We start from the raw sequence: 19872 nt of genomic DNA on the forward strand, positions 1-19872 counted from the left end.
GCCTCCGTCGCCTCGGACGAAGAAGGCTCGACCGCGCTGCGAGCCACGACGGCAGTCCCGGCCGGAGGCCAGGGCTCTCCCCCACCGACGCGCGGCAGACCGCGGCGCAGGGCGGATCCGGTCGCAGCCGGAGCGCCCGCGGATGCGTGGGCGCTCGACGCGGCCGCCGTTGCGGGGGTTGCCGCAGCGGCCTCCGGCGAGGCCTCTATCTCCGAGGCACTCGCGGTGCTCGGCGCCACGGCCGCGGATCCTTCGACGGCCCGGGCGGCCGGGTTCGTCACGAGGGCGGGCGCGGCGCCCGCCGGAGGCCAGGGCTCACCACCCGCGACGCGCGGCAGGCCACGACGCAGAGCGGATCCGGCTGCTGCCGCGCCGGCGACCTCGCGCGCCGGATCCGCCGACGCCGAGATGCTTTTCGCATCCCCGCCGACCAGCGGAGCGGCGTTCTCCATCCCCGACGCCGAACTCGGCGACGATGAGCTGGATTCCGCTGCCGCGGGAGCGCTCGGAGCGGCGTTCTCCCTCTCGACGACCACGGGGGTGACGGCGCCCGAAGCCGCCTCCGCGCCCGCCACGATCACCCCGGCGGGCGGCCAGGCCTCGCCTCCGCGGGTGCGGGGCAGTCCCCTGCGCACGGTCGTCATCGCTACTTCTTCCGCGCCCGCAGCGCCTCGATCACCTGCGGCACGACCGTGAACAGGTCGCCCACGATGCCGAAGTCCGCGACGTCGAAGATGGGCGACTCGGGATCCTTGTTGATCGCGACGATCGTCTTGGCGGTCTGCATGCCGGCGCGGTGCTGGATCGCCCCCGAGATGCCGAGCGCGACATAGAGCTGCGGCGAGACCGAGACGCCGGTCTGGCCCACCTGGTGCGCGTAGGGGATGTATCCCGCGTCGACGGCGGCGCGGGAGGCGCCGATCGCGCCGCCGAGCTCGTCGGCGAGATCCTCGACGAGGGAGAAGTTCTCCTTGGATCCGAGTCCGCGCCCTCCCGAGACGACGACCTTCGCGCCGCGCAGCTCCGGCCGCGACGACGCCGCCTCGACGGCCTCGACGGGCTCCCCGGCCGCCGCAGCGGCACCGGACGCCTCCACGGCGAGCGCCTCGACGCGGGCATCGGCCACGGCCTCGGCGCGAGCGTCGATCGCGCCCTGACGCACCGTGATCACGGGAGCGCCGAAGGTCGGCGCGGAGTCGGTGAGGAACGCCCCGCCGTAGACGGAGTGGTGCGCCACCACGCCCTCGTCGTCGCGGGACACGCCGATCGCGTCGACCGACAGCGCCAGGTGCTCGCGCACGGCGAGGCGGGCGGCGGCATCGCGGCCGGCGATCGAGTTCGAGACGAGCACCGCGTCGGGGCCGACCGCACGGTACGCGGCCTGCAGCGCGTCGACCACGGGGACCGTGACGACTCCGCCGTCGATGTCCGCGGTGAGCACGACCTGCGCACCCGCGGCGCTGGCGGCGTCGACCGCCGCCTGCGCGGTCCCGGCGAGAGCGGCCACGAGCGCGACCGGTGCGCCCAGCTGCGCCGCGGCGCCGAGCAGGCCCGCGGTCGACGGCGCGGCGGCACCGGCCGGAGTCACGTCGACGAGGACGAGGATCGCCTTCTCGGGATACGCCATGGTCACACCAGCCTGTTCTGCGCGAGGAACTCGACGAGCTGCGCGGCCGCGTCGCCCTCGTCCGTGATCTTCACACCCGCCGCGCGCGGCGGCTTCTCGGCCACCGCGGTCAGGATCGTCTGCGGCGCCTCCGCCGGATCGGCGCTGATGCCGAGGTCAGCGAGGGAGAGCACCTCGAGCGGCTTCTTCTTCGCCGCCATGATGCCCTTGAAGTTCGGGAAGCGCGCGTCGGGCAGCGCTTCGGTGATCGAGATCACGGCCGGCAGCGGCGCGCTCACCTGCTGGGATCCGAAGTCCGTCGCGCGGGTGCCGGCCACGGCGTCGGCGCCGATGGTCACGGCACTGAGGGCCGTCGCCTGCGCGTAGCCGAGGTGCTCGGCGAGCATCGCGGGGATCACGCCTCCGGATCCGTCCGTGGAGAGGTTGCCGGTGATCACCAGATCGGGCTCACCCCGTCGGATCGCCGCGGCGAGCACCGCCGAGGTCAGACCAAGGTCGGCGCCGCGCAGGGCGTCGTCGACGACGTGCACCGCGGATCCGGCGCCGATCGCGAGCGCCCGGCGGATCGACGCGGTCGCCGACTCGGGAGCCATCGACAGCGCCACGACCTCGGTCCCGGGGTTGGCGTCGGCATGGCTCAGTGCGACCTCGAGCGCGCGCTCGGTGATCTCGTCGAGCACGACGTCTCCGGCGCCGCGATCGGCCAGACCCGTCTCCAGGTCGAGCTTGCGGTCCCCGTAGGTGTCGGGCACCTCTTTCACCAGGACGAAGATCTTCATCGAGCCTCCTCACGCGACCTCGATCGGCCGGTCCGGCCGCGGGCGGAATCGCCCCGGTTACCGGGCGATAACGTGGTGCCAGCGTACCTCAGGGCCGCGCCAGGATCCGACCGCTTCGGACTCCGTCCGACACACCCTGGCGCAACCCTCCAACCCGGACGCCGCCCAGCCCGCAGAGCCTTGGCGGAGCGCTACGAACACGCCTGTTCCCCACGGATCCGGATCCGATTCCCGCCCCGGTAACGTAGGGGAATGGCCCGTCCGCACCCCCTGCCCGTCGATCCTCTCGCCGAGGCGAAGCGGCAGTGGCTCGCGCACGGCTGGGACCACGCCGCGGACGGCATGTCGCTGGTCACCTCGGTCATGCGTGCGCAGCAGCTCCTGCTCGCGCGGGTGGACGCCACGCTGCGCCCGTTCGCGCTGTCGTTCGCGCGCTACGAGGTGCTGCGCCTGCTCGCGTTCAGCCGCACGGGCACGCTGCCGCTGTCGAGCGTGGTCGCCCGCCTCCAGGTGCATGCGACCAGCGTCTCCAGCACCGCGGACCGGCTGGTCCGCGACGGGCTCATCGCCCGGCACCGTGACCCGCACGACGGCCGTGCGGCGCTGCTGGAGCTGACCGAGACCGGACGCGAGCTCGTCGAACGCGCCACCACGGCGCTCAACGACGAGGTGTTCGCTGCCCCCGGCATCTCCTCCGAGGACTCGGCGGATCTCGTCGCGATCGTGGCGCGCATGCGCAAGGCGGCCGGCGACTTCGCGGATCCGCGTCCGCAGCCGGATCCGCTCTGATGGGTTCTTTCGTCCTGGAGCGGACGATCGCCGCTCCGGTCGAGCGCGTGTTCGCCCTCTCCCTGGACGTCGGCGTGCACGTCGACTCCATGACGGCGCACGACGAGCGGATCGCCGACGGCGTGCGCTCCGGCCGGATGGCGGAGGGCGACACGGTGACGTGGGATGCGCGACACTTCGGGATCCGCTTCCGGATGACCTCGCTCGTGTTCGACGTGGACGAGCCGCGCGCGTTCTCGGACCGGCAGCTCCGCGGCCCGTTCGCCGAGTTCCGGCACCGGCACACGTTCGAGCCGGATCCGGCCCCTGGGACTCCCGAAGAGCCCGGCGAGCACGCGACGCTCATGCGCGACGAGATCGTGTTCCGCTCGCCGTTCGGGCCGGTCGGGCGGATCGTCGACGCACTCGTGATGAGGCGGCACCTGATCCGGCTCATCCAGCAGCGCAATGACACGATCGCCGCGCTGGCGGAGCAGTCGTAGGCTGGCCGGCATGAGCGAACTCCGCATCCGCACCGTCCTCGAGCCCATGGGCCCGGCGGGCGCCATCGTGCTCACCGACGGGCAGGTCGCCGAGATCAGCACCGCGAAGGCCTTCCCCGTCGCGGTGACGATCGGGGAGAACACCGCACGTCTGCGCCTCGCGCGCATGGGCGGCAAGAACCTCATCGGCTTCAGCAAGGCGAACCGCGCTGCGATGGGCATCGAACTCGGCGAGGAGTTCGATGCGGTGATCGCGCCGGACATCGCCGAGCGCACGGTCGACGTGCCGGATGCACTGACGTCCGCCCTCGCCGGCGCCGGTCTCACCGCCGCCTACGAGGCGCTCAGCTTCACCCGCCGCAAGGAGATCGCGGCGTCCGTCGCAGATGCCAAGCAGGAGGCGACCCGCGACCGTCGCATCGCCAAGGCCCTGGACGAGCTGCGCGGCTGACCGCGGCTCGCACCGAACCCCGCTCGAACCGACGAGGCAGGATCCGGGTCCGTCGGTCATGGCTCTCCTCATTAAGTTGTGCACAACTTACTTGTGTGCAATGCTTCTCGCATGACTGCAACAGACGAGATGGTGTGCTTCGCGCTCTATGCCGCGACCCGCGCCACGACCCAGGCCTATCGCGCCCTGCTCGAGCCCTGGGGTCTCACCTACCCGCAGTACCTGGTGCTCGTGACGCTGTGGCTGGACGGCGAGCAGACGGTCTCGTCGCTCGGCGACCGCCTGCAGCTCGACTCCGGCACACTGTCCCCCCTTCTCCGCCGCATGGAGAGCAGTGATCTGATCGTGCGCGAACGGCGCTCCTCCGACGAGCGCGTCGTCTCGATCGGCCTGACCCCTCACGGCCGCCGACTGCGCGAGGAGCTCCGCGAGATCCCTCGTCAGATCGCCGAGGGATTCGCCCTCCCCGACCGCACGAGCGCGGAGGACCTCATCCGCAGACTGCACACGATCTCGTCTTCCATGCACGCGGTCGCCGCCGCCGGCGCACCGCAGCCCTCACCCGTTCGACCATCCGCACCTCGATCAGAAGGAGATCGCTCATGAACGTCCTCTACACCGCAGAAGCCATCGCGACGGGAGCCGGCCGCAACGGACGGGTCGTCACGACCGACCGTCGCGTCGATCTGGACCTCGCGATCCCCCGCGAGATGGGCGGCTCGGGCGAGGGCGCGAACCCCGAGCAGCTCTTCGCCGCCGGATACAGCGCGTGCTTCCACTCCGCGCTCCAGTCCGTGGCCCGTGCGCAGAAGGTTTCGATCTCCGACTCCTCGGTCGCCGGCCGCGTGCAGATCGGCCCGAACGGCCAGGGCGGCTACCAGCTCGCGGTGCGCCTCGACGTCGTCCTCCCCGGGCTCGAGCGGTCCCAGGCGCAGGCTCTCGCAGACGCCGCGCACCAGGTCTGCCCGTACTCCAACGCGACCCGCGGGAACATCGAGGTGACGGTCGTCGTCTCGGAGGACTGACACCGCGACGCGGATCGCGACCGTCGCCCGCCGGTGCGGGCCGCCGCCGGGGTAAACCAGAGGGCTCAGTCGCCGTCGTACACGTAGGCGTCGAAGCGGTCGGGGATGTTCATGCGCTGCCAGGCGAGCTCCTCGTCCCGGCGGGAGCGGTCGCCGGGGAACGCCCGTGCCGTGTGCCGCGGCACCTGCCTGCTGTGCCCGGCGAGGTGCGCGACGGCGACCGCCTGCCCGCACACCCGGGCGGCGGCGACGGCACTCGGATCCTGCGCCTGGCGCGCGGCCTCGTGGCACGCGAACGCCTTCTCCCGCACGGCGTCGATGTCGAGCTCGCCGCGCAGGAACGCCTCGGCGGCCGCGAGGGCCTGGTGCGGGCGGTCGTCGTCGGGCCGCTCGGCCTGGAAGAGCGGCAGGAGCCGCTCGGCGCAGGCGATGGTCCAGCCGACCAGTTCGCGCCGGTCGTCCTCCGAGAGGCGGAGATCGTCGATGTCGGGCAGCGCGCCGTCGGCGAAGAGCGGCACGACGTTCGACGCCGGATCCTCGCGGTCCGAGGCGCCCTGACGAGACGGATCCGCGAAGGATCCGAGGGAGCGGATATCGGCCACGGCGATCACCGGTTCACGAACTGCGGCGGGCGCTTCTCGCGGAAGGCGGCCATGCCCTCCTTCTGGTCGACGGTGTCGAACAGGGAGGCGAAGGCCTCGCGCTCGATGTCGAGTCCGACGGCGAGCGTGGTCTCCATGGCCGCATCGAGGGCCGCCTTCGCGGCGATGATCGACGGCAGCGACTTGGCCGCGATCGTCTCGGCGAGCGTCGAGGCCTCGGCGAGCAGGTCGGCGGTCGGCACGATGCGCGACACCAGGCCCGCACGCTCGGCCTCCTCGGCGCCGATGATCCGCCCCGACAGCACGAGTTCGGCGGCCTTGTAGTACCCGACCGCGCGGATGAGCCGCTGCGTGCCCCCCATGCCGGGGATGACGCCGAGGTTCACCTCGGGCTGACCGAACTTCGCGTTGTCCGCGGCGAGGATGATGTCGCACATCATCGCGAGCTCGCATCCGCCGCCCAGGGCGAAGCCGGACACGGCGGCGATGACCGGGGTGCGCACGGCGGCGAAGTCGCGCCACACGCCGAAGTGGTCGGTCGCGGTGATCTCCGCGGCGGACATCGCCTCCATCTCCTTGATGTCGGCACCCGCGGCGAAGGCCTTCTCCGAACCGGTGACGACGATCGCCCCGACTCCCGGATCCGCATCGAACGCGGTGGCGGCGGTCGTGACCTCCTCGGCGACCTGCGAGTTCAGCGCGTTGAGCGCCTGGGGCCTGTTCAGGGTGATCCAGCCGACTCGTCCGCGCTGCTCCGTGAGGATCGTCTCGTACTCGTTCGTGGTCATGGTCATCCTTTCGCCGCACCTTCGTGGCGCTTCCAGTATCTCCGATGTCGGTGAACGGACGGTGTCCCCCTCGCCCAGGTTCGGCGGGCGGGGGGGCCGCGAGACTCCAACTGGGCGACGAGACTGCGCCTAAATCGTGCAGTCTCGTCGCCCAGTTGGAGTCTCGCGGTCAGGGAACGGGGGCGGGGGCGAGAGCGGGTGCGAGTCAGGACGCGTCGCGGATGTCGGTGATGATCCCGGAGAAGTCGCGGGCGGCGCCGGGGCCGGCGGCGAACGTCGCGTAGATCTGCTGGGCGAGCCGGCCCATCTGCGCGTCGGTGCCGGTGCCTTCGATCGCCTGCAGCGCGAGCCCCAGATCCTTCGCCATGAGCGCCCCCGCGAACCCGGGCTGGTAGTCGCGGTTGGCGGGGCTCGTCGGCACGGGGCCCGGCACGGGGCAGTTCGTCGTGATCGACCAGCACTGGCCGGACGCCTGCGACACGACGTCGAACAGCGCCTGGTGCTCGAGGCCCAGCCGCTCGCCGAGCACGAACGCCTCCGCTACGGCGATCTGCGAGATGCCGAGGATCATGTTGTTGCAGACCTTCGCGGCCTGACCGAGACCAGGGCCGCCGCAGTGCACGATGCGCTTCCCCATCGTCTCGAGCAGCGGGAGCGCGGCCGCGAAGTCCTCGTCGGATCCGCCCACCATGAAGGCGAGCGTGCCGTTCTCGGCCCCGACGACGCCGCCGGATACCGGCGCGTCGATGTTGCGGTGCCCCGCCTCGATCGCCAGCTCATGCGCGGCGCGCGCCTCGTCGACGGCGATCGTGGAGCTCTCGATGAAGAGCGTCCCTGGGTCGGCCGCGGCCAGCAGCCCGTCCTGATACGCGGCGATCACGTGCTTGCCCGCGGGGAACATCGTGATGACGACCTCCGCCCCGGCCACGGCGTCCACCCCGAACTGCGCGACGGGCAGCCCCGCAGCCGAGGCGGCGTCGACCGCGGCCGGCACCACGTCGAAGCCGATCACCTCGTGCCCCGCGGCGAGCAGGTTCTTCGCCATCGGCAGACCCATGTGGCCGAGCCCGAGGAACGCGATCCGCGTCATGACGCCACCGCCCCCTGACGCATCGACGCGGATCCGGAGGGGCGCAGCATCTCGCGCCCGACGATGAGTCTCATGATCTCGTTCGTCCCTTCCAGGATCTGATGCACCCGCAGATCACGGACGACCCTCTCGATCCCGTAGTCCTGAAGGTACCCGTACCCGCCGTGCAGCTGAAGGGCCCTGTTGGCGACGTCGAAGCCGGCGTCCGTCGCGAACCGCTTGGCCATCGCGCAGCGCATCGTCGCGTCGGGCGCCTTCTCGTCGACGGCCTGCGCGCCGTCGCGCACCATGAGCCGCGCGGCCTGCAGATCCGTGCGCATGTCGGCGACGGCGAACAGGATCGACTGCTTCTCGGCGAGCGGCTCGCCGAACGCCTCCCGCTCGTGCACGTACTGCACGGCACGGTCCAGCGCCCACTGCGCGCCGCCGATCGAGCAGGCGGCGATGTTTAGGCGGCCGCCGTTCAGGGCGCTCATCGCGATCGCGAAGCCCTGCCCCTCGGATCCCAGCATGTTCGTCGCGGGGACCCGCACGCCGTCCAGGATCACCTGGCGGGTGGGCTGCGCGTGCCAGCCCATCTTCTTCTCCGGCGCACCGAAGCTGAGCCCCTCCGCGTCGCCGGGGACGAGGAAGGCGGTGATGCCGCGCGATCCCGGAGCCCCGGTGCGGGCCATCACGATGTAGACCGCGGCCTCGCCGGCGCCGGAGATGAACTGCTTCACCCCGGTCAGCACGTACTCGTCGCCGTCGCGGGTCGCGCTCGTCGCGAGCGCGGCCGCGTCGGATCCCGCTCCGGGCTCGGTGAGGCAGTAGCTCCCGAGCCCCTCCATCGCGATGAGCTCGGGCATCCAGCGCGCGAGCTGCGCGTCGGTGCCGTAGCCGTCGATCATCCAGACCACCATGTTGTGGATCGAGATGTAGGCGGCGATCGTGGGATCGCCCTTCGCGAGCTCCTCGAAGATCGCGACGGTGTCGACGCGCTCGAGCCCGGTGCCCCCGGACTCCTCGCGCACGTAGATCCCGCCGAGTCCGAGCTCGCCGGCGCGCATCAGGGTGTCGCGCGGGAACAGGTGCTTCTCATCGCGCTCGGCGGCGAACGGCGCGAGCTCGGTTTCGGCGAACTCGCGCACGGCGCCGAGGATGGCGGCGCGCTCTTCGCTGGTCATCGTGGTCGGGGTGGCGACGGTTGTCATGGTGTGCTCCTCGTGGGTCAGACCGCTCGTCGAACGAGCGGAGCGAGACGAAACGCGGCGACCTCGCGGACGAACCGCGTTTCGTCTCGGTCGCTTCGCGTCCTCGCTCAACGACCAGGAAAGGGTCAGTGCATCGTGGGGATGACGAAGCTGGCGCCCTCGCGGACGCCCGCGGCCGGCCACCGCGAGGTGACCGTCTTGGTCTTCGTGTAGAAGCGGAAGGCGTCGGCGCCGTGCTGGTTGAGGTCGCCGAACCCGCTGCGCTTCCAGCCCCCGAAGGTGAAGTAGGCGATCGGCACGGGGATCGGCACGTTCACGCCGACCATGCCGACGTTCACGCGGGCGACGAAGTCGCGGGCCGCATCGCCGTCGCGCGTGAAGATGCCCACGCCGTTGCCGAACTCGTGCTCCGACGCCATCCGCAGCGCCTCCTCGTAGTCGGCGGCACGGGCGATCACGAGCACCGGCCCGAAGATCTCCTCGCGGTAGATCGACATGTCGGTCGTGACCCGGTCGAACAGGGTCGGTCCGAGATAGAAGCCCTCTTCGTGACCGGCGACGGAGAAGCCCCGCCCGTCGGCCAGGAGCTCCGCCCCCGCGTCGACGCCCTGCTGGATGTAGTCGGTCACGCGCTCGACCGCGGCGCGGTTCACGAGCGGGCCGTAGTCCATGCCCGGCTCGAGCGAGGGCCCGACCTTGAGCGCGGCCACGCGCTCGGCGAGCTTCGCGGCGAGCGCGTCGGCGGTCTCCTCGCCGACCGGCACGGCGACCGAGATCGCCATGCAGCGCTCCCCCGCCGAGCCGTAGCCGGCGCCGATGAGGGCGTCCGCGGCCTGGTCCAGATCGGCGTCGGGCATCACGACGAGGTGGTTCTTCGCTCCGCCGAAGCACTGCGCGCGCTTGCCGTGCGCATTCGCGGTCGTGTAGATGTACTCCGCGATCGGCGTGGATCCGACGAAGCCGATCGCGCGCACCCGCTCGTCGGTGAGCAGCACGTCGACGGCCTCCTTGTCGCCGTGCACGACGTTGAGGATCCCTGCGGGCAGGCCGGCCTCCAGGAACAGCTCGGCGATCCGCACGGGCACCGAGGGGTCGCGCTCGCTGGGCTTGAGGATGAAGGCGTTCCCGGCGGCGATCGCCGGCCCCATCTGCCACAGCGGGATCATCGCGGGGAAGTTGAACGGCGTGATCCCCGCCACCACGCCGAGCGGCTGACGCAGGGAGTAGACGTCGATGCCGGCTCCGACGCCCGTGGAGTACTCCCCCTTGAGCAGGTGCGGGGCGCCGACGCAGAACTCGATCACCTCGACGCCGCGCTGGATGTCGCCCCTGGCGTCGTCCAGCGTCTTGCCGTGCTCGCGCGAGAGCAGGGCGGCGAGGTCGTCCATCTCATCGCGGATCAGCTCGAGGAAGCGCATGAGCACCCGCGCCCGCTTCTGCGGGTTCGTCGCCGCCCACTGCGGCTGGGCGGCCTCGGCGTTCGCGATCGCGGCACGCACCTCGTCCCCGCTCGCGAGCGGGACCCGTGCCTGGACGGCACCGGTCGAGGGCTCGAACACCTCCCCCCAACGTCCCGAGGTGCCGGGGATCGGAGATCCTCCGATGAAGTGGGTGATGTCGCGGACCATCGTGTGCTCCTGGTTCTGCGTCGTCGTCGACGCTGGACCCAGAATACATGGTCGTCCATCTAATTAGCAGGGGTTCCATGTAATTCATCGACACCTGTCAGGCCGTTCACCTTCCGGCCACCTTCGGCACGTACAACAGACTCTGCGCGGGCTGCGGACGCTGACCGGATCGGGTGCTCGTCTTCCCCGCGCGACGGGATGCGCCCGGCTTTCTCGCACGGGCGCCCACGCGGTCACGAACCGCGGGACCCCCGCCGAATCGGGTCGGCGGGGGTCCTCTCTTCTCTGCGGACGAGGCGGGAACTACTGCCAGGTGACCGACGGCGACGCCGCGCCGAAGTCGACGCTCGGCGTGTTCAGGTAGCCGCCGAAGGTGACCGTGTACGTCTGCCCGTCGCTGCCCTGCAGCGTCATGTCGACGCTGATCGAGTCGTAGCTGGACACGACCGTGGGCGAGGATCCGCCGGACTCCGGCTTCAGGTTGTCGAGCGAGGCGCTGCCGTCGGCGGTGAGCGTGCGGGTGACAGTCCCCTCCACGGGGCTGGCGCCGGAGAGGTCGATCGCCGTGATGTCCATCCCGCACGGCGTCGACAGCGTCTTCATCGCGACACAGGCCTCGACCGCGGAGCGCACGAGCGAGCGGAACTCGGTGACGCCGGCGTCGTTGAGCGCGGTCTTCACGTCGTACAGCGCCGCGGCGTCCTCCGGGGAGCCGATCGTGAAGGTCGCGTCGCCGTCGATCGAGAAGTACTTCGAGTCCAGCGCGATCTTGTAGGCGCCGGGGAAGACGTAGGCGTTGCTGATGTTCTCCGTGCGCACGCCGTTGAACGTGGCGTGGAGGCCGTGCAGGGCGTCCAGGGAGATCGGGTTCACGCCGTTCGCGATCTTCCAGGCGTCCTTGATCCGGTAGACCTCGTAGGACACCGCCGACAGCGTCTTGTCCCCGATCCGGTAGGAGGCGATGACGGTGGCGGTGGTCTTGCCCTCCCCGCCCTTCACGACAGCGATGTGACTGATCGGGGCGAGGGTGTTCGACTCCTTCAGCACGGCGTCGGTGAGCAGCACGGTGTTCGGCACGCCCTCGAGGTAGCCGAGCGCGGTCTTCGCATCGCCCTTCGACAGCGCGGTCAGATAGGCCTTGACCGTATCGGCGGCCGTCACGGAGGACCGGGTGATCGCCGGCACCACGAGCAGCGCCACGACGAGGATCGCGGCGATCAGCACCGCCGCGCCACCGCCGATCAGGCCCCAGAGCAGGCCCTTCGAGGACTTCTTCGGCGGCTGCGGGCCGGCGGCCTGGCCCGGGTACGGCTGCCCCGGTTGCGCGCCATAGGGCTGCCCGGGCTGCGCACCATACGACTGCCCCGGCTGGGCGCCGTACGGCTGCCCCGGCTGCGCACCATACGGCTGGCCGGGCTGGCCGGGCTGGGCGCCATAAGGCTGCCCGGGCTGGGCGCCGTACGGCTGGCCCGGCTGCGCGGGATACGGCTGGCCCGGCTGCGCACCATACGGCTGGCCCGGTTGCCCGGGATACGGCTGGCCCGGCTGCGCACCGTACGGCGGCGTCGGAGAGGGCTGTCCGGGAGGCGGGAAGGCCTGCTCCGGCGCCGGAGAGGGCTGCTGCGGAGCGGACGGGGTGGCGGGCGCGGACGGCGCGGCGTCTCCGCCCGGCGGCATCGGCGCGGGTGCCACTGCCGGCGGCGTCGGGTCCTTCGACCCGGATCCGAAATCGAGCTCATGCCCGCCCTGCGGCGGTTCCCCCTCGGTAGCCATGGAGTCAGACTATCGAGCAGGGCGGGTCAGTTCGATGGGCAGAACTCCCCGTTCTCCAGGACTCCGCTCCGCTCGCCCGGATCAGGGCGAGACGGGCGGCACGGCGTGGATGCGCCAGCTCGCGGCATGCTCGCCGCCTGGGTCCAGCACAACGAGGCCGGCCCCGGAGTTGAAGGCGTCGGGCGCGCACGTCATGGGTTCGACCGCGAGCCCTCGTCGATGCGTGGCGGGAGCCTCCGGAGTGTCCGCGGTGTGCACCTGCACCCAGGGGCACGCGGCGTCCCACACCATCGCGACACCGGCGCCGTCGGGGCCCCGCAGCTCCACCGTCGTAGCGTCCCCGGACCGTGACAGCGCCGTGAACGCGTGATCGATGAACACGGATCCGATCCGCCGCGGTGCGCGGAAGTCCCATTCCGGATGGGACTCGACGGGCTCCCGTGCGACCGGGCTGAGCCGGTCCGCGGTCACCGTGAGCACCGCAGAGGCCGGCAGCAGCAGGGTCCACCCGTCGACGGGCGGGGCGGCGGGATCCAGCGCGCGGCGAGCGTCGCCGTCCTTCGCGGCCGGCGCGGATCCTGCGACCAGGTAGGGATGCGGGCCCGTGCCCCACGGCGCCGGCTCGGCACCGAGGTTGCGCCCGGTCACGGTCTGCGTGAGCCCGTCGGCGTCCAGGCGGTACTCCACCTCGACCTCGACGCGGAACGGATAGCCCGCCTGCGGCTCGATGACGGCCGAGAGCACGACGCGATCCGGATCCACGACCCGGTCCGCGAACTCGCTCCAGGCGACGAGGCCGTGCAGCGCGTGACCGCGCTCCGGCTCGGTGAGCGGCAGCCGGTGCTCGACGCCGCCGAACGCGTAGCGTCCATCGACGATGCGGTTCGGCCACGGCGCGAGGGTCGCGCCGCGATAGTTCGGTCGCACCTCGTCCGCCGCGAACGGCACCACGAGGTCGCGTCCCTCGAACCGCAGCGTGCGCAGGGTCGCCCCCACCGAGGCGATGTCCGCCGCATAGCCGTGCGCCGCGATGTGCAGCGGTCGTCCGGAACGGGGACGGTCCGGATCCGCCACCGTCACAGCCCCTGCGCGAGCCGGTAGTACGCCTGGTTCCAGCGCACCTGCTTCTGGAACTCGGGCAGGGTCGTGCCCTCGTCGATCACGAGGAGCTCGACCTCGGCCATCTCCGCGAAGTCGCGGAACGCCTCGATCCCCACCGCGGTCGACATCACCGTGTGGTGCGCGGCGCCCGCGATCAGCCACGCGGCCGCCGAGGTGGTGAAGTCGGGCCGGGGCTTCCAGACGGCGCGCCCCACGGGCAGCTTCGGCAGCGCCGCGCGAGGTGCGACGTTCTCCACGACGTTCGCCGTCATCCGGAACCGGTCGCGCATGTCGCTGAGCGCCACGACGACCGCGGATCCGGGATCCGCGGTGAAGACCAGACGCACCGGGTCGTCCTTGCCGCCGATGCCGAGGGGGTGGATCTCGAGGGTCGGCCTCTGCGTGGTGAGGGACGGCGAGACCTCCAGCATGTGCGCGCCGAGGATGAGCTCGTCGCCGGGGGTCATGTCGTAGGTGTAGTCCTCCATGAGGCTCGCCCCGCCCGGCAGCCCCGCGCCCATGACGTTCGCGATGCGCACGAGCACGGCCGTCTTCCAGTCGCCCTCCGCGCCGAAGCCGTACCCCTCGGCCATGAGACGCTGCACCGCGAGGCCCGGCAGCTGCTTCAGCGCTCCCAGATCCTCGAACGAGGTGGTGAAGGCGCTGAAGCCGCCCTCCTCCAGGAACGAGCGCAGCCCCAGTTCGATGGCCGCGCCGTCGCGCAGTGACGCATGCCGTCCGCCGCCGCGGCGCAGCTCCGGCACCACGTCGTACTGCTCCTCGTACTCCGCGACGAGCGCGTCGATGTCGGCCTCCTCGACCTCGGCGACCGCCGCGGCGAGATCGTTCACGCCCCAGGTGTTCACCTGCACGCCGAAGCGCAGCTCGGCCTCGGTCTTGTCCCCCTCGGTCACCGCGACGAAGCGCATGTTGTCCCCGAAGCGCGCGAGCCTGAGGTCGCGTGATGCCGCGAGCCCCGCCGCCGCACGCTGCCAGGTGCCGAACTCCCTCCGCACGCGCGGATCCGAGACATGGCCCACGATCGTCTTGCGCGGCACGCCGAGCCGGGTCTGGATGTAGCCGAACTCCCGGTCTCCGTGCGCGGCCTGGTTCAGGTTCATGAAGTCGAAGTCGATGTCGGCCCACGGCAGCTCGACGTCGGCCTGGGTGTGCAGGTGCGCGAGCGGCTTCTGCAGCGCGTCGAGCCCCGCGATCCACATCTTCGCGGGGCTGAAGGTGTGCATCCAGGCGACCAGCCCGATCACCCGCTCATCGGCGTTGGCCTCGAGCGCGATGCGCTTGATCGCGGCCGAGTCGGTGAGCACGGGCTTCCAGACGATCCGTACAGGCACCTCGTCCGACCCGTCCAGGATCCGGGCGATCCGCTGCGACTGCTCGGCGACCTGCGCGAGCGTCTCCGGCCCGTAGAGGTGCTGGCTGCCGGTGAGGAACCAGACCTCGTAGCCGTCGAGGGTGGTGGAGAGCGGGGTGCGGGTCATCGGGGTTCTTCCGTTCGGATCCGCGGCTCGGCAGGAGCCGCGCGGTCGGGTCGTGCTTTCCAGAGGGGGTCGTGCGTTTCAGAGGGAGGAGATCGCGGCGGCCTCGACGGCGAGACCGGCGCGGTAGCGGTCGAGATAGGCGGAGAAGCCCGCGACGTCGACCGGATCCGGATCCGCGACCTCCTGCACCGCCGCAGCGAAGACGCGCTGGTCGAGGTACTCCCCGAGAGACAGCCCGTCCGCGTGCGTGAGAAAGGAGGCGAGCACCGCGATGCCCCACGCGCCGCCTTCTGCGGCCGCCTCGCCGACCGCGACCGGCGCACCGAGCGCGCCGGCGAGGAGGCGCTGGGCGACCCCGGCCGTGCGGAACATCCCCCCGTGCGCGAACATGCGGTCGAGCTCCACGCCCTCCGCGGCGAGGGTCTGCATGCCGAGGGCGAGCGTGCCGAACACCCCGAAGAGCTGCGCGCGCATGAAGTTCGCCAGGGTGAAGGCGCTGTCCGGCGTGCGCACGAACAGCGGGCGGCCCGCGGTGAGGCCCGCGATGGGCTCTCCCGCGAGGTGGTTGTAGGCCAGGAGCCCGCCGGCATCGGCCTCGCCCGCGAGCGCCTCGCGGAACAGCGCCTCGAAGGCGGTGTCGTCGCCGATCGGTGCGCCCGCCGCCGCCGCGAAGCGGGTGAACAGTCCCGCCCAGGCGGCGAGCTCGCTCGCTCCGTTGTTGCAGTGCACCATCGCGACGGCATCGCCGGCCGGTGTCGTCACGAGGTCGAGCTCGTGGTGCGCGCCGGCGAGCGGCCGCTCGAGCACGACCATCGCGAAGACACTCGTGCCCGCGCTGACGTTGCCGGTGCGCGGGGCGACCGCGTTCGTCGCGACCATGCCGGTGCCGGCGTCGCCCTCGGGCGGGCAGAGCGGGGTTCCCGGCGCGAGGGATCCGGTCGGATCCAGCAGCAGCGCCCCCTCGGCGGTGAGCGCCCCCGCGTCGGCACCCGCGGACAGCACCGCGGGAAGCAGATCCGTGAGGGGCGCGGGCAGCCGTCCTGCGACGAGGACGTCGTATGCGCCCGCCTTGGCGGCGTCGTAGCCTCCCGTCGCGGAGTCGATCGGGAACATGCCCGAGGCGTCGCCGACACCGAGCACGTGCCGGCCGGTGAGGCGCTCGTGCACATATCCGGCGAGGGTGTTCACGCGCGCGATGCGCGGCACGTGGCCCTCGCCGTCGACGACCGCCTGGTGCAGATGCGCGATCGACCAGCGCAGCGGGATGTTCACCCCGAGCAGCTCCGTGAGCTCGGCGGCCGCGACGGCGGTGTTCGTGTTGCGCCAAGTGCGGAAGGGTACGAGCAGGTCGCCCGCGGCGTCGAAGGCCAGGTAGCCGTGCATCATCGCCGAGACCCCGAGGGCGCCGAACGTCCTCGGCCGCACGCCGTAGCGGTCGTGCACGTCGGCGACCAGCGCGGCGTAGGCCTCCTGGATCCCTGCCCAGACCTCGTCCAGGCCGTAGGTCCACAGCCCGTCCACGAGCCGGTTCTCCCAGGCGGAGGATCCGGATGCCAGCACCGCGGAGGGATCGGATCCGATCAGGCACGCCTTGATCCGCGTGGATCCGAGCTCGATCCCCAGGCTCGTCCGGCCGGAGAGGATGTCGTCGCGCGCACTCATCCGCGCCCCCTTCCTTCGTCGCGCGCCCGTGGTGTGTGCGCCCGTGGTGCGCACGCCCGTGGTGTGCGCGCCCGTGGTGTGCGCGCCCGTGCAGGCTGCTCCCGTCGCGAAATCCGCCGCTTTCCCGTGTGTTTTCCGGCACTTTTTGCGACGGGACCGGCGGTGGAGGCCGAGGCGGGGACGGGAGCCGAGGCGGGGACGAGGGCCGGGGCGGGGACGGGAGCGAGAGGCGCGCTCATCGGCGGGCGTCCGCGCTCTGGCCGTACACGTTCTGGTAGCGGGCGAAGAGGCGGTCGATCGCCTCCTGGGCGAGAGGGATGAGCGGGCCGGCCTCGCGCGCGTGGTGCACGGTGCGCGCCACGTCCTCGACCATGACCGCGGCCTTGACCGCGTCCGCCGCGTTCACGCCGATCGTGAACGGTCCGTGGTTCTGCATGAGCACCGCACGGCTGCGGTGCCCACGCAGGGTCTCGACGATCCCCCGGCCGATCGAGTCGTCGCCGATGATCGCGAACGGGCCGACGGGGATCGGGCCGCCGAACTCGTCCGCCATCGCGGTGATCACGCAGGGGATCTCCTCGCCGCGCGCCGCCCAGGCCACGGCGTAGGTGGAGTGCGTGTGCACGACCCCGCCGACCTCGGGCATGTGCCGGTAGACGTACGCGTGCGCGGCGGTGTCGCTGGAGGGGGCACGGTCGCTGCCGTCGGTCCCGGGGATCACCGCGCCGTCGAGATCGCAGAGGATCATGTTCTCCGGCGCCAGGTCGTCGTAGCTCACGCCGGAGGGCTTGATGACGAAGAGGTCGCCGCTGCCGTCGTCGGAGAGGCGGACCCGGCCCGACACGTTCCCGCCGGTCCAGACCACGAGGCCGTAGCGCACGAGCTCGGCGTGCAGCCGGGTGACGTCGACGCGGACGGCGTCGATCGCCTGCTCGATCTCGGGGGCGAAGCGGGTCATGCGGATCCTCTCGGTGGCGCCCGAGATGCTCCTGGACGACTGTGACCGGTCACGGAGATTGTGACACCCCGGCGCCCCGTCGTCAACCCTGCCCCGGGTTCGCCGTGTCAGCTGGTCCGCCGACCCCTCGACGGTTATCCGCAGCCCGCGTGCGACCCCGACGCTCCGGTCGCACTTTCGGCTCTCAAGCAACCCCTCAGGCGGCCGAAATTGCGACCTGAAGCAACGGATCCGGACGGCGCCGGGGACAGGGCCTCAGAGCGGGGGCGGGACCACCGAGTCGCGGAGGATCAGGACCGGGGGGATCGGGGCCGCTCCGGCTGCCGAGCCCGCTCCCCCCTCCGAGCCCGCTCCACCCTCCGGGCCGGCGGCGACCACCGCGCCTGCGCCCGCCGACGGACTCACCGCGTCCGCGCCAGCCGACGGAGCGACCACCGCGGATCCGCTTTCCGCGATCACCTGCGCGACCGCGCGGCGCGCGAGCTCCTCGAAGTCCTGGCGCACGGTCGTGAGCGGCGGCCAGGCGTACGCCGCCTCCGGCACATCGTCGAAGCCGACGATGCTGATCTGCTGCGGCACGGCGATGCCCGCCGCGCGCAGGCCGCCGATGAGGCCGAGCGCCATCTGGTCGTTGGCCGCGAACACCGCCGTCGCGCCGGACGCGATCACGTCCCGCGCGGCCTCATGCCCTGAGCGCGGGCTCCAGTCGCCGCCGAACACCGCACCCGAGGGCAGACCGCGCGCCGCGAGTTCCTCCGCGAATCCGGCCGCACGCGCCTCCGCCTCGAGCCAGTCCGCCGGACCCGCGAGGTGCGCGATGCGCTCATGCCCTGCATCGGCGAGGGTCGCGACGGCCACCCGCGCGCCGGCACGCTGATCGACGGAGAAGTCCGACCGCTCTGCGGCGTGCAGGGTGATGACAGGGATCCCGATGCGCAGCGCGTCGAGCACCTCGAGCGTGCGGGCATGCGGCGCGAACACGATCAGCCCGTCCACGGACTGCGCGCGCAGGTGCTCGATCGCGGCGGTGACCGAGGCCTCGTCGCCGGAGTCGGCGAAGGCCGCCGTGATCCAGTACCCGGCCCCGCGCGCCGATGCCTCGATGGCGGCCATGCTCCGCGAGGGTCCGTACTGGAGCGCGTCCGAGGCGAGCACCCCGATCGTCCTCGTGCGGTGCGTGCCCAGCGCCCGCGCAGCGTTGTTCATGCGGTAGCCGAGTTCGGCCATCGCGGCGACGACCCTGGCGTGCGTGTCGGGCGCCACATCCGGATGATCGTTGAGCACGCGCGACACGGTCTGCCGCGAGACCCCCGCCCGCGCGGCGACATCGCGCACCCCCACGGCCCGCTGGGGCTTCGACTCACTCACGCCTGCGAGTGTACGGCCCGGTGCCGGCCGCCACCCGCGGCCGCCCGATCCGCTTCCGGTCGCGATCCTGCGGTTCGGGTCGCGATTCCCGCTCCTTCGGGGCCTCCCGAGCAACCGAAAGTGCGACCTGAACCCCGGCCGACTGCCACCCGGCGCCGCCACGGAGCCCCCAGGCGCTACAGGCCGCCACGGAGCCGCCAGACGCTACAGGCCGCCACGGAGCCGCCAGGCGCTACAGGCCGAGCCTCTCGAGATATGCGTTGCGGAAGCGGCCGGCCGGATCCATGCGATCCGCGAGCGCGACGAAGTCGCCCCAGCGCGGCGTGCGCCGGCGGATCTCGGCGGGATCGAGCGTCGCGAGCTTGCCCCAGTGCGGGCGCGCCGAGTCGGGCAGGGCCTGCTCGATCACCGGAAGCAGCGCCTCGACGGCGGGCTGGTCCCGGCGCCAGGTGAAATGCACGCCCACGGCCGGCTCGCCGTAGGACGAGCTCAGCCAGAGCTCGTCTGCCGCAACCGTGCGGATCTCGTTCACGAGGAGCAGCGGCGCGATCCGGTCGGCGAGGGAGCGGATCGCCTCGATCGCGCGCACCGCGTCGCGGCGCGGCACGAGGTACTCGCTCTGCAGCTCCTCCCCCGCCGACGGCGTGAACGCGAGCCGGAAGTGCGGCAGCCGCTCGTGCCACGGGCCGGCCTCGCCGAGCTGGGGCGTGCACGCCTCCGCCGGAGCACCCAGGATCGGGTGCCGCGGCACCGTCGCCGGGCTGGTGCCGAGCCGCGCGAGCAGATCCCGGTCGGGTTCCGGCTCGCCCACGCGGTTCTTGATCCACAGCTGGTCGGCACGGTCGCGATCCGTCCAGCGGCTGAAGATGCTGACGCTCGTGCCGAGTGCGGTGACCCGATCGAACGCGGCGAGCACCGCATCCCATGCGGGTCCCTCGTGCACGGTCTGCGCCACGTCGTAGGCGGGCTCGACGTCCAGCTCGAGCTCCACGATCACGCCGAGCGCTCCGAGCGAGACGACCGCCCCGGGGAAGTCCGGATCGCCGCGTCGCAGGAC

Annotated in this window: 19 protein-coding genes and 1 pseudogene; 5 read left to right on the top strand and 15 right to left on the bottom strand. The window is 72.0% G+C overall.

Translation table 11 applies throughout. The annotated features are described in order from the left end of the window. From B7X32_RS07200 to B7X32_RS07210, 3 genes and pseudogenes are all read right to left on the bottom strand, one after another. Positions 1-644 (bottom strand): annotated as a pseudogene (locus B7X32_RS07200) (cytochrome b/b6 domain-containing protein); the annotation flags it as partial. A 2-nt stretch (positions 645-646) separates the two neighbouring features. Beyond that, complete coding sequence (locus B7X32_RS07205) at positions 647-1627, bottom strand: electron transfer flavoprotein subunit alpha/FixB family protein (RefSeq protein ID WP_292718032.1); 981 nt, start codon at positions 1625-1627, stop codon at positions 647-649. Positions 1628-1629: 2 nt separating this feature from the next. Then, positions 1630-2406, bottom strand: coding sequence for an electron transfer flavoprotein subunit beta/FixA family protein (locus B7X32_RS07210; protein WP_292718034.1), 777 nt, complete (start codon positions 2404-2406; stop codon positions 1630-1632). 252 nt (positions 2407-2658) lie between these two features. Between B7X32_RS07210 and B7X32_RS07215 the strand changes: the two genes are divergently transcribed. From B7X32_RS07215 to B7X32_RS07235, 5 genes are all read left to right on the top strand, one after another. Then, positions 2659-3195: a MarR family transcriptional regulator gene (locus B7X32_RS07215; RefSeq protein WP_292718036.1), complete on the top strand. Its 537-nt coding sequence runs from the start codon at positions 2659-2661 to the stop codon at positions 3193-3195. Beyond that, positions 3195-3677 (top strand): SRPBCC family protein, encoded by a 483-nt coding sequence (locus B7X32_RS07220; RefSeq protein ID WP_292718039.1) that lies wholly within the window; start codon positions 3195-3197, stop codon positions 3675-3677. The genes B7X32_RS07215 and B7X32_RS07220 overlap by 1 nt, the downstream gene beginning before the upstream one ends. A 10-nt stretch (positions 3678-3687) precedes the next feature. Next, on the top strand, positions 3688-4128 hold the full coding sequence (locus B7X32_RS07225) for a YdeI/OmpD-associated family protein (protein WP_292718041.1): 441 nt from the start codon (positions 3688-3690) through the stop codon (positions 4126-4128). A gap of 111 nt (positions 4129-4239) precedes the next feature. Next, positions 4240-4734: a MarR family transcriptional regulator gene (locus tag B7X32_RS07230; RefSeq protein ID WP_292718043.1), complete on the top strand. Its 495-nt coding sequence runs from the start codon at positions 4240-4242 to the stop codon at positions 4732-4734. Continuing rightward, on the top strand, positions 4731-5153 hold the full coding sequence (locus B7X32_RS07235; RefSeq protein ID WP_292718045.1) for an organic hydroperoxide resistance protein: 423 nt from the start codon (positions 4731-4733) through the stop codon (positions 5151-5153). Before B7X32_RS07230 ends, B7X32_RS07235 begins: the two co-directional genes overlap by 4 nt. Before the next feature lie 65 nt (positions 5154-5218). Here B7X32_RS07235 and B7X32_RS07240 read toward each other — a convergent pair whose 3' ends face one another. The 12 genes from B7X32_RS07240 to B7X32_RS07295 form a co-directional block, all read right to left on the bottom strand. Further along, on the bottom strand, positions 5219-5755 hold the full coding sequence (locus B7X32_RS07240) for a putative immunity protein (RefSeq protein WP_292718047.1): 537 nt from the start codon (positions 5753-5755) through the stop codon (positions 5219-5221). A 5-nt stretch (positions 5756-5760) separates the two neighbouring features. Continuing rightward, positions 5761-6543 carry an enoyl-CoA hydratase-related protein gene (locus B7X32_RS07245; protein WP_292718049.1) on the bottom strand — a complete coding sequence of 261 codons (783 nt, stop codon included), beginning with the start codon at positions 6541-6543 and terminating at the stop codon, positions 5761-5763. A gap of 205 nt (positions 6544-6748) precedes the next feature. Further along, complete coding sequence (gene mmsB / locus B7X32_RS07250; RefSeq protein ID WP_292718050.1) at positions 6749-7633, bottom strand: 3-hydroxyisobutyrate dehydrogenase; 885 nt, start codon at positions 7631-7633, stop codon at positions 6749-6751. After that, complete coding sequence (locus B7X32_RS07255) at positions 7630-8826, bottom strand: acyl-CoA dehydrogenase family protein (protein ID WP_292718052.1); 1197 nt, start codon at positions 8824-8826, stop codon at positions 7630-7632. Before B7X32_RS07255 ends, mmsB begins: the two co-directional genes overlap by 4 nt. 125 nt (positions 8827-8951) lie before the next feature. Beyond that, positions 8952-10454 (bottom strand): CoA-acylating methylmalonate-semialdehyde dehydrogenase, encoded by a 1503-nt coding sequence (locus B7X32_RS07260; RefSeq protein ID WP_292718054.1) that lies wholly within the window; start codon positions 10452-10454, stop codon positions 8952-8954. A 303-nt stretch (positions 10455-10757) separates the two neighbouring features. Beyond that, on the bottom strand, positions 10758-12227 hold the full coding sequence (locus tag B7X32_RS07265; protein WP_292718056.1) for a hypothetical protein: 1470 nt from the start codon (positions 12225-12227) through the stop codon (positions 10758-10760). Positions 12228-12308: 81 nt separating this feature from the next. After that, positions 12309-13265, bottom strand: a complete 957-nt coding sequence (locus B7X32_RS07270) for an aldose 1-epimerase family protein (protein ID WP_292718068.1) — start codon at positions 13263-13265, stop codon at positions 12309-12311. A 38-nt stretch (positions 13266-13303) separates the two neighbouring features. Next, the gene (gene araA / locus B7X32_RS07275) at positions 13304-14827 is read right to left on the bottom strand and encodes an L-arabinose isomerase (RefSeq protein WP_292718058.1); all 1524 of its coding nucleotides are present in this window, start codon (positions 14825-14827) and stop codon (positions 13304-13306) included. Between the two features lie 78 nt (positions 14828-14905). Further along, entirely contained in the window at positions 14906-16489 is a 1584-nt protein-coding gene (locus tag B7X32_RS07280; protein ID WP_292718060.1) for an FGGY-family carbohydrate kinase, read from the bottom strand. Between the two features lie 235 nt (positions 16490-16724). Next, complete coding sequence (locus B7X32_RS07285; RefSeq protein WP_292718062.1) at positions 16725-17447, bottom strand: L-ribulose-5-phosphate 4-epimerase; 723 nt, start codon at positions 17445-17447, stop codon at positions 16725-16727. 255 nt (positions 17448-17702) lie between these two features. Beyond that, a complete protein-coding gene (locus B7X32_RS07290; RefSeq protein WP_292718064.1) occupies positions 17703-18815 on the bottom strand; it encodes a LacI family DNA-binding transcriptional regulator in 1113 nt (370 codons plus the stop codon). 232 nt (positions 18816-19047) lie between these two features. Then, on the bottom strand, positions 19048-19872 hold an 825-nt coding region (locus tag B7X32_RS07295), incomplete at its 5' end, for a D-arabinono-1,4-lactone oxidase (RefSeq protein WP_292718066.1).

It is taken from the genome of Microbacterium sp. 13-71-7 (assembly GCF_002257455.1).
Lineage (GTDB): Bacteria > Actinomycetota > Actinomycetes > Actinomycetales > Microbacteriaceae > Microbacterium.

Coding starts and splice junctions, on each gene's coding strand:
- mmsB (WP_292718050.1), bottom strand. CDS start 7,633: ATGACGCGGATCGCGTTCCTCGGGCTCGGCCACATGGGTCTGCCGATG.
- B7X32_RS07245 (WP_292718049.1), bottom strand. CDS start 6,543: ATGACCACGAACGAGTACGAGACGATCCTCACGGAGCAGCGCGGACGA.
- B7X32_RS07205 (WP_292718032.1), bottom strand. CDS start 1,627: ATGGCGTATCCCGAGAAGGCGATCCTCGTCCTCGTCGACGTGACTCCG.
- B7X32_RS07235 (WP_292718045.1), top strand. CDS start 4,731: ATGAACGTCCTCTACACCGCAGAAGCCATCGCGACGGGAGCCGGCCGC.
- B7X32_RS07220 (WP_292718039.1), top strand. CDS start 3,195: ATGGGTTCTTTCGTCCTGGAGCGGACGATCGCCGCTCCGGTCGAGCGC.
- B7X32_RS07255 (WP_292718052.1), bottom strand. CDS start 8,826: ATGACAACCGTCGCCACCCCGACCACGATGACCAGCGAAGAGCGCGCC.
- B7X32_RS07230 (WP_292718043.1), top strand. CDS start 4,240: ATGACTGCAACAGACGAGATGGTGTGCTTCGCGCTCTATGCCGCGACC.
- B7X32_RS07210 (WP_292718034.1), bottom strand. CDS start 2,406: ATGAAGATCTTCGTCCTGGTGAAAGAGGTGCCCGACACCTACGGGGAC.
- B7X32_RS07215 (WP_292718036.1), top strand. CDS start 2,659: ATGGCCCGTCCGCACCCCCTGCCCGTCGATCCTCTCGCCGAGGCGAAG.
- B7X32_RS07260 (WP_292718054.1), bottom strand. CDS start 10,454: ATGGTCCGCGACATCACCCACTTCATCGGAGGATCTCCGATCCCCGGC.
- B7X32_RS07265 (WP_292718056.1), bottom strand. CDS start 12,227: ATGGCTACCGAGGGGGAACCGCCGCAGGGCGGGCATGAGCTCGATTTC.
- B7X32_RS07225 (WP_292718041.1), top strand. CDS start 3,688: ATGAGCGAACTCCGCATCCGCACCGTCCTCGAGCCCATGGGCCCGGCG.
- B7X32_RS07280 (WP_292718060.1), bottom strand. CDS start 16,489: ATGAGTGCGCGCGACGACATCCTCTCCGGCCGGACGAGCCTGGGGATC.
- B7X32_RS07285 (WP_292718062.1), bottom strand. CDS start 17,447: ATGACCCGCTTCGCCCCCGAGATCGAGCAGGCGATCGACGCCGTCCGC.
- araA (WP_292718058.1), bottom strand. CDS start 14,827: ATGACCCGCACCCCGCTCTCCACCACCCTCGACGGCTACGAGGTCTGG.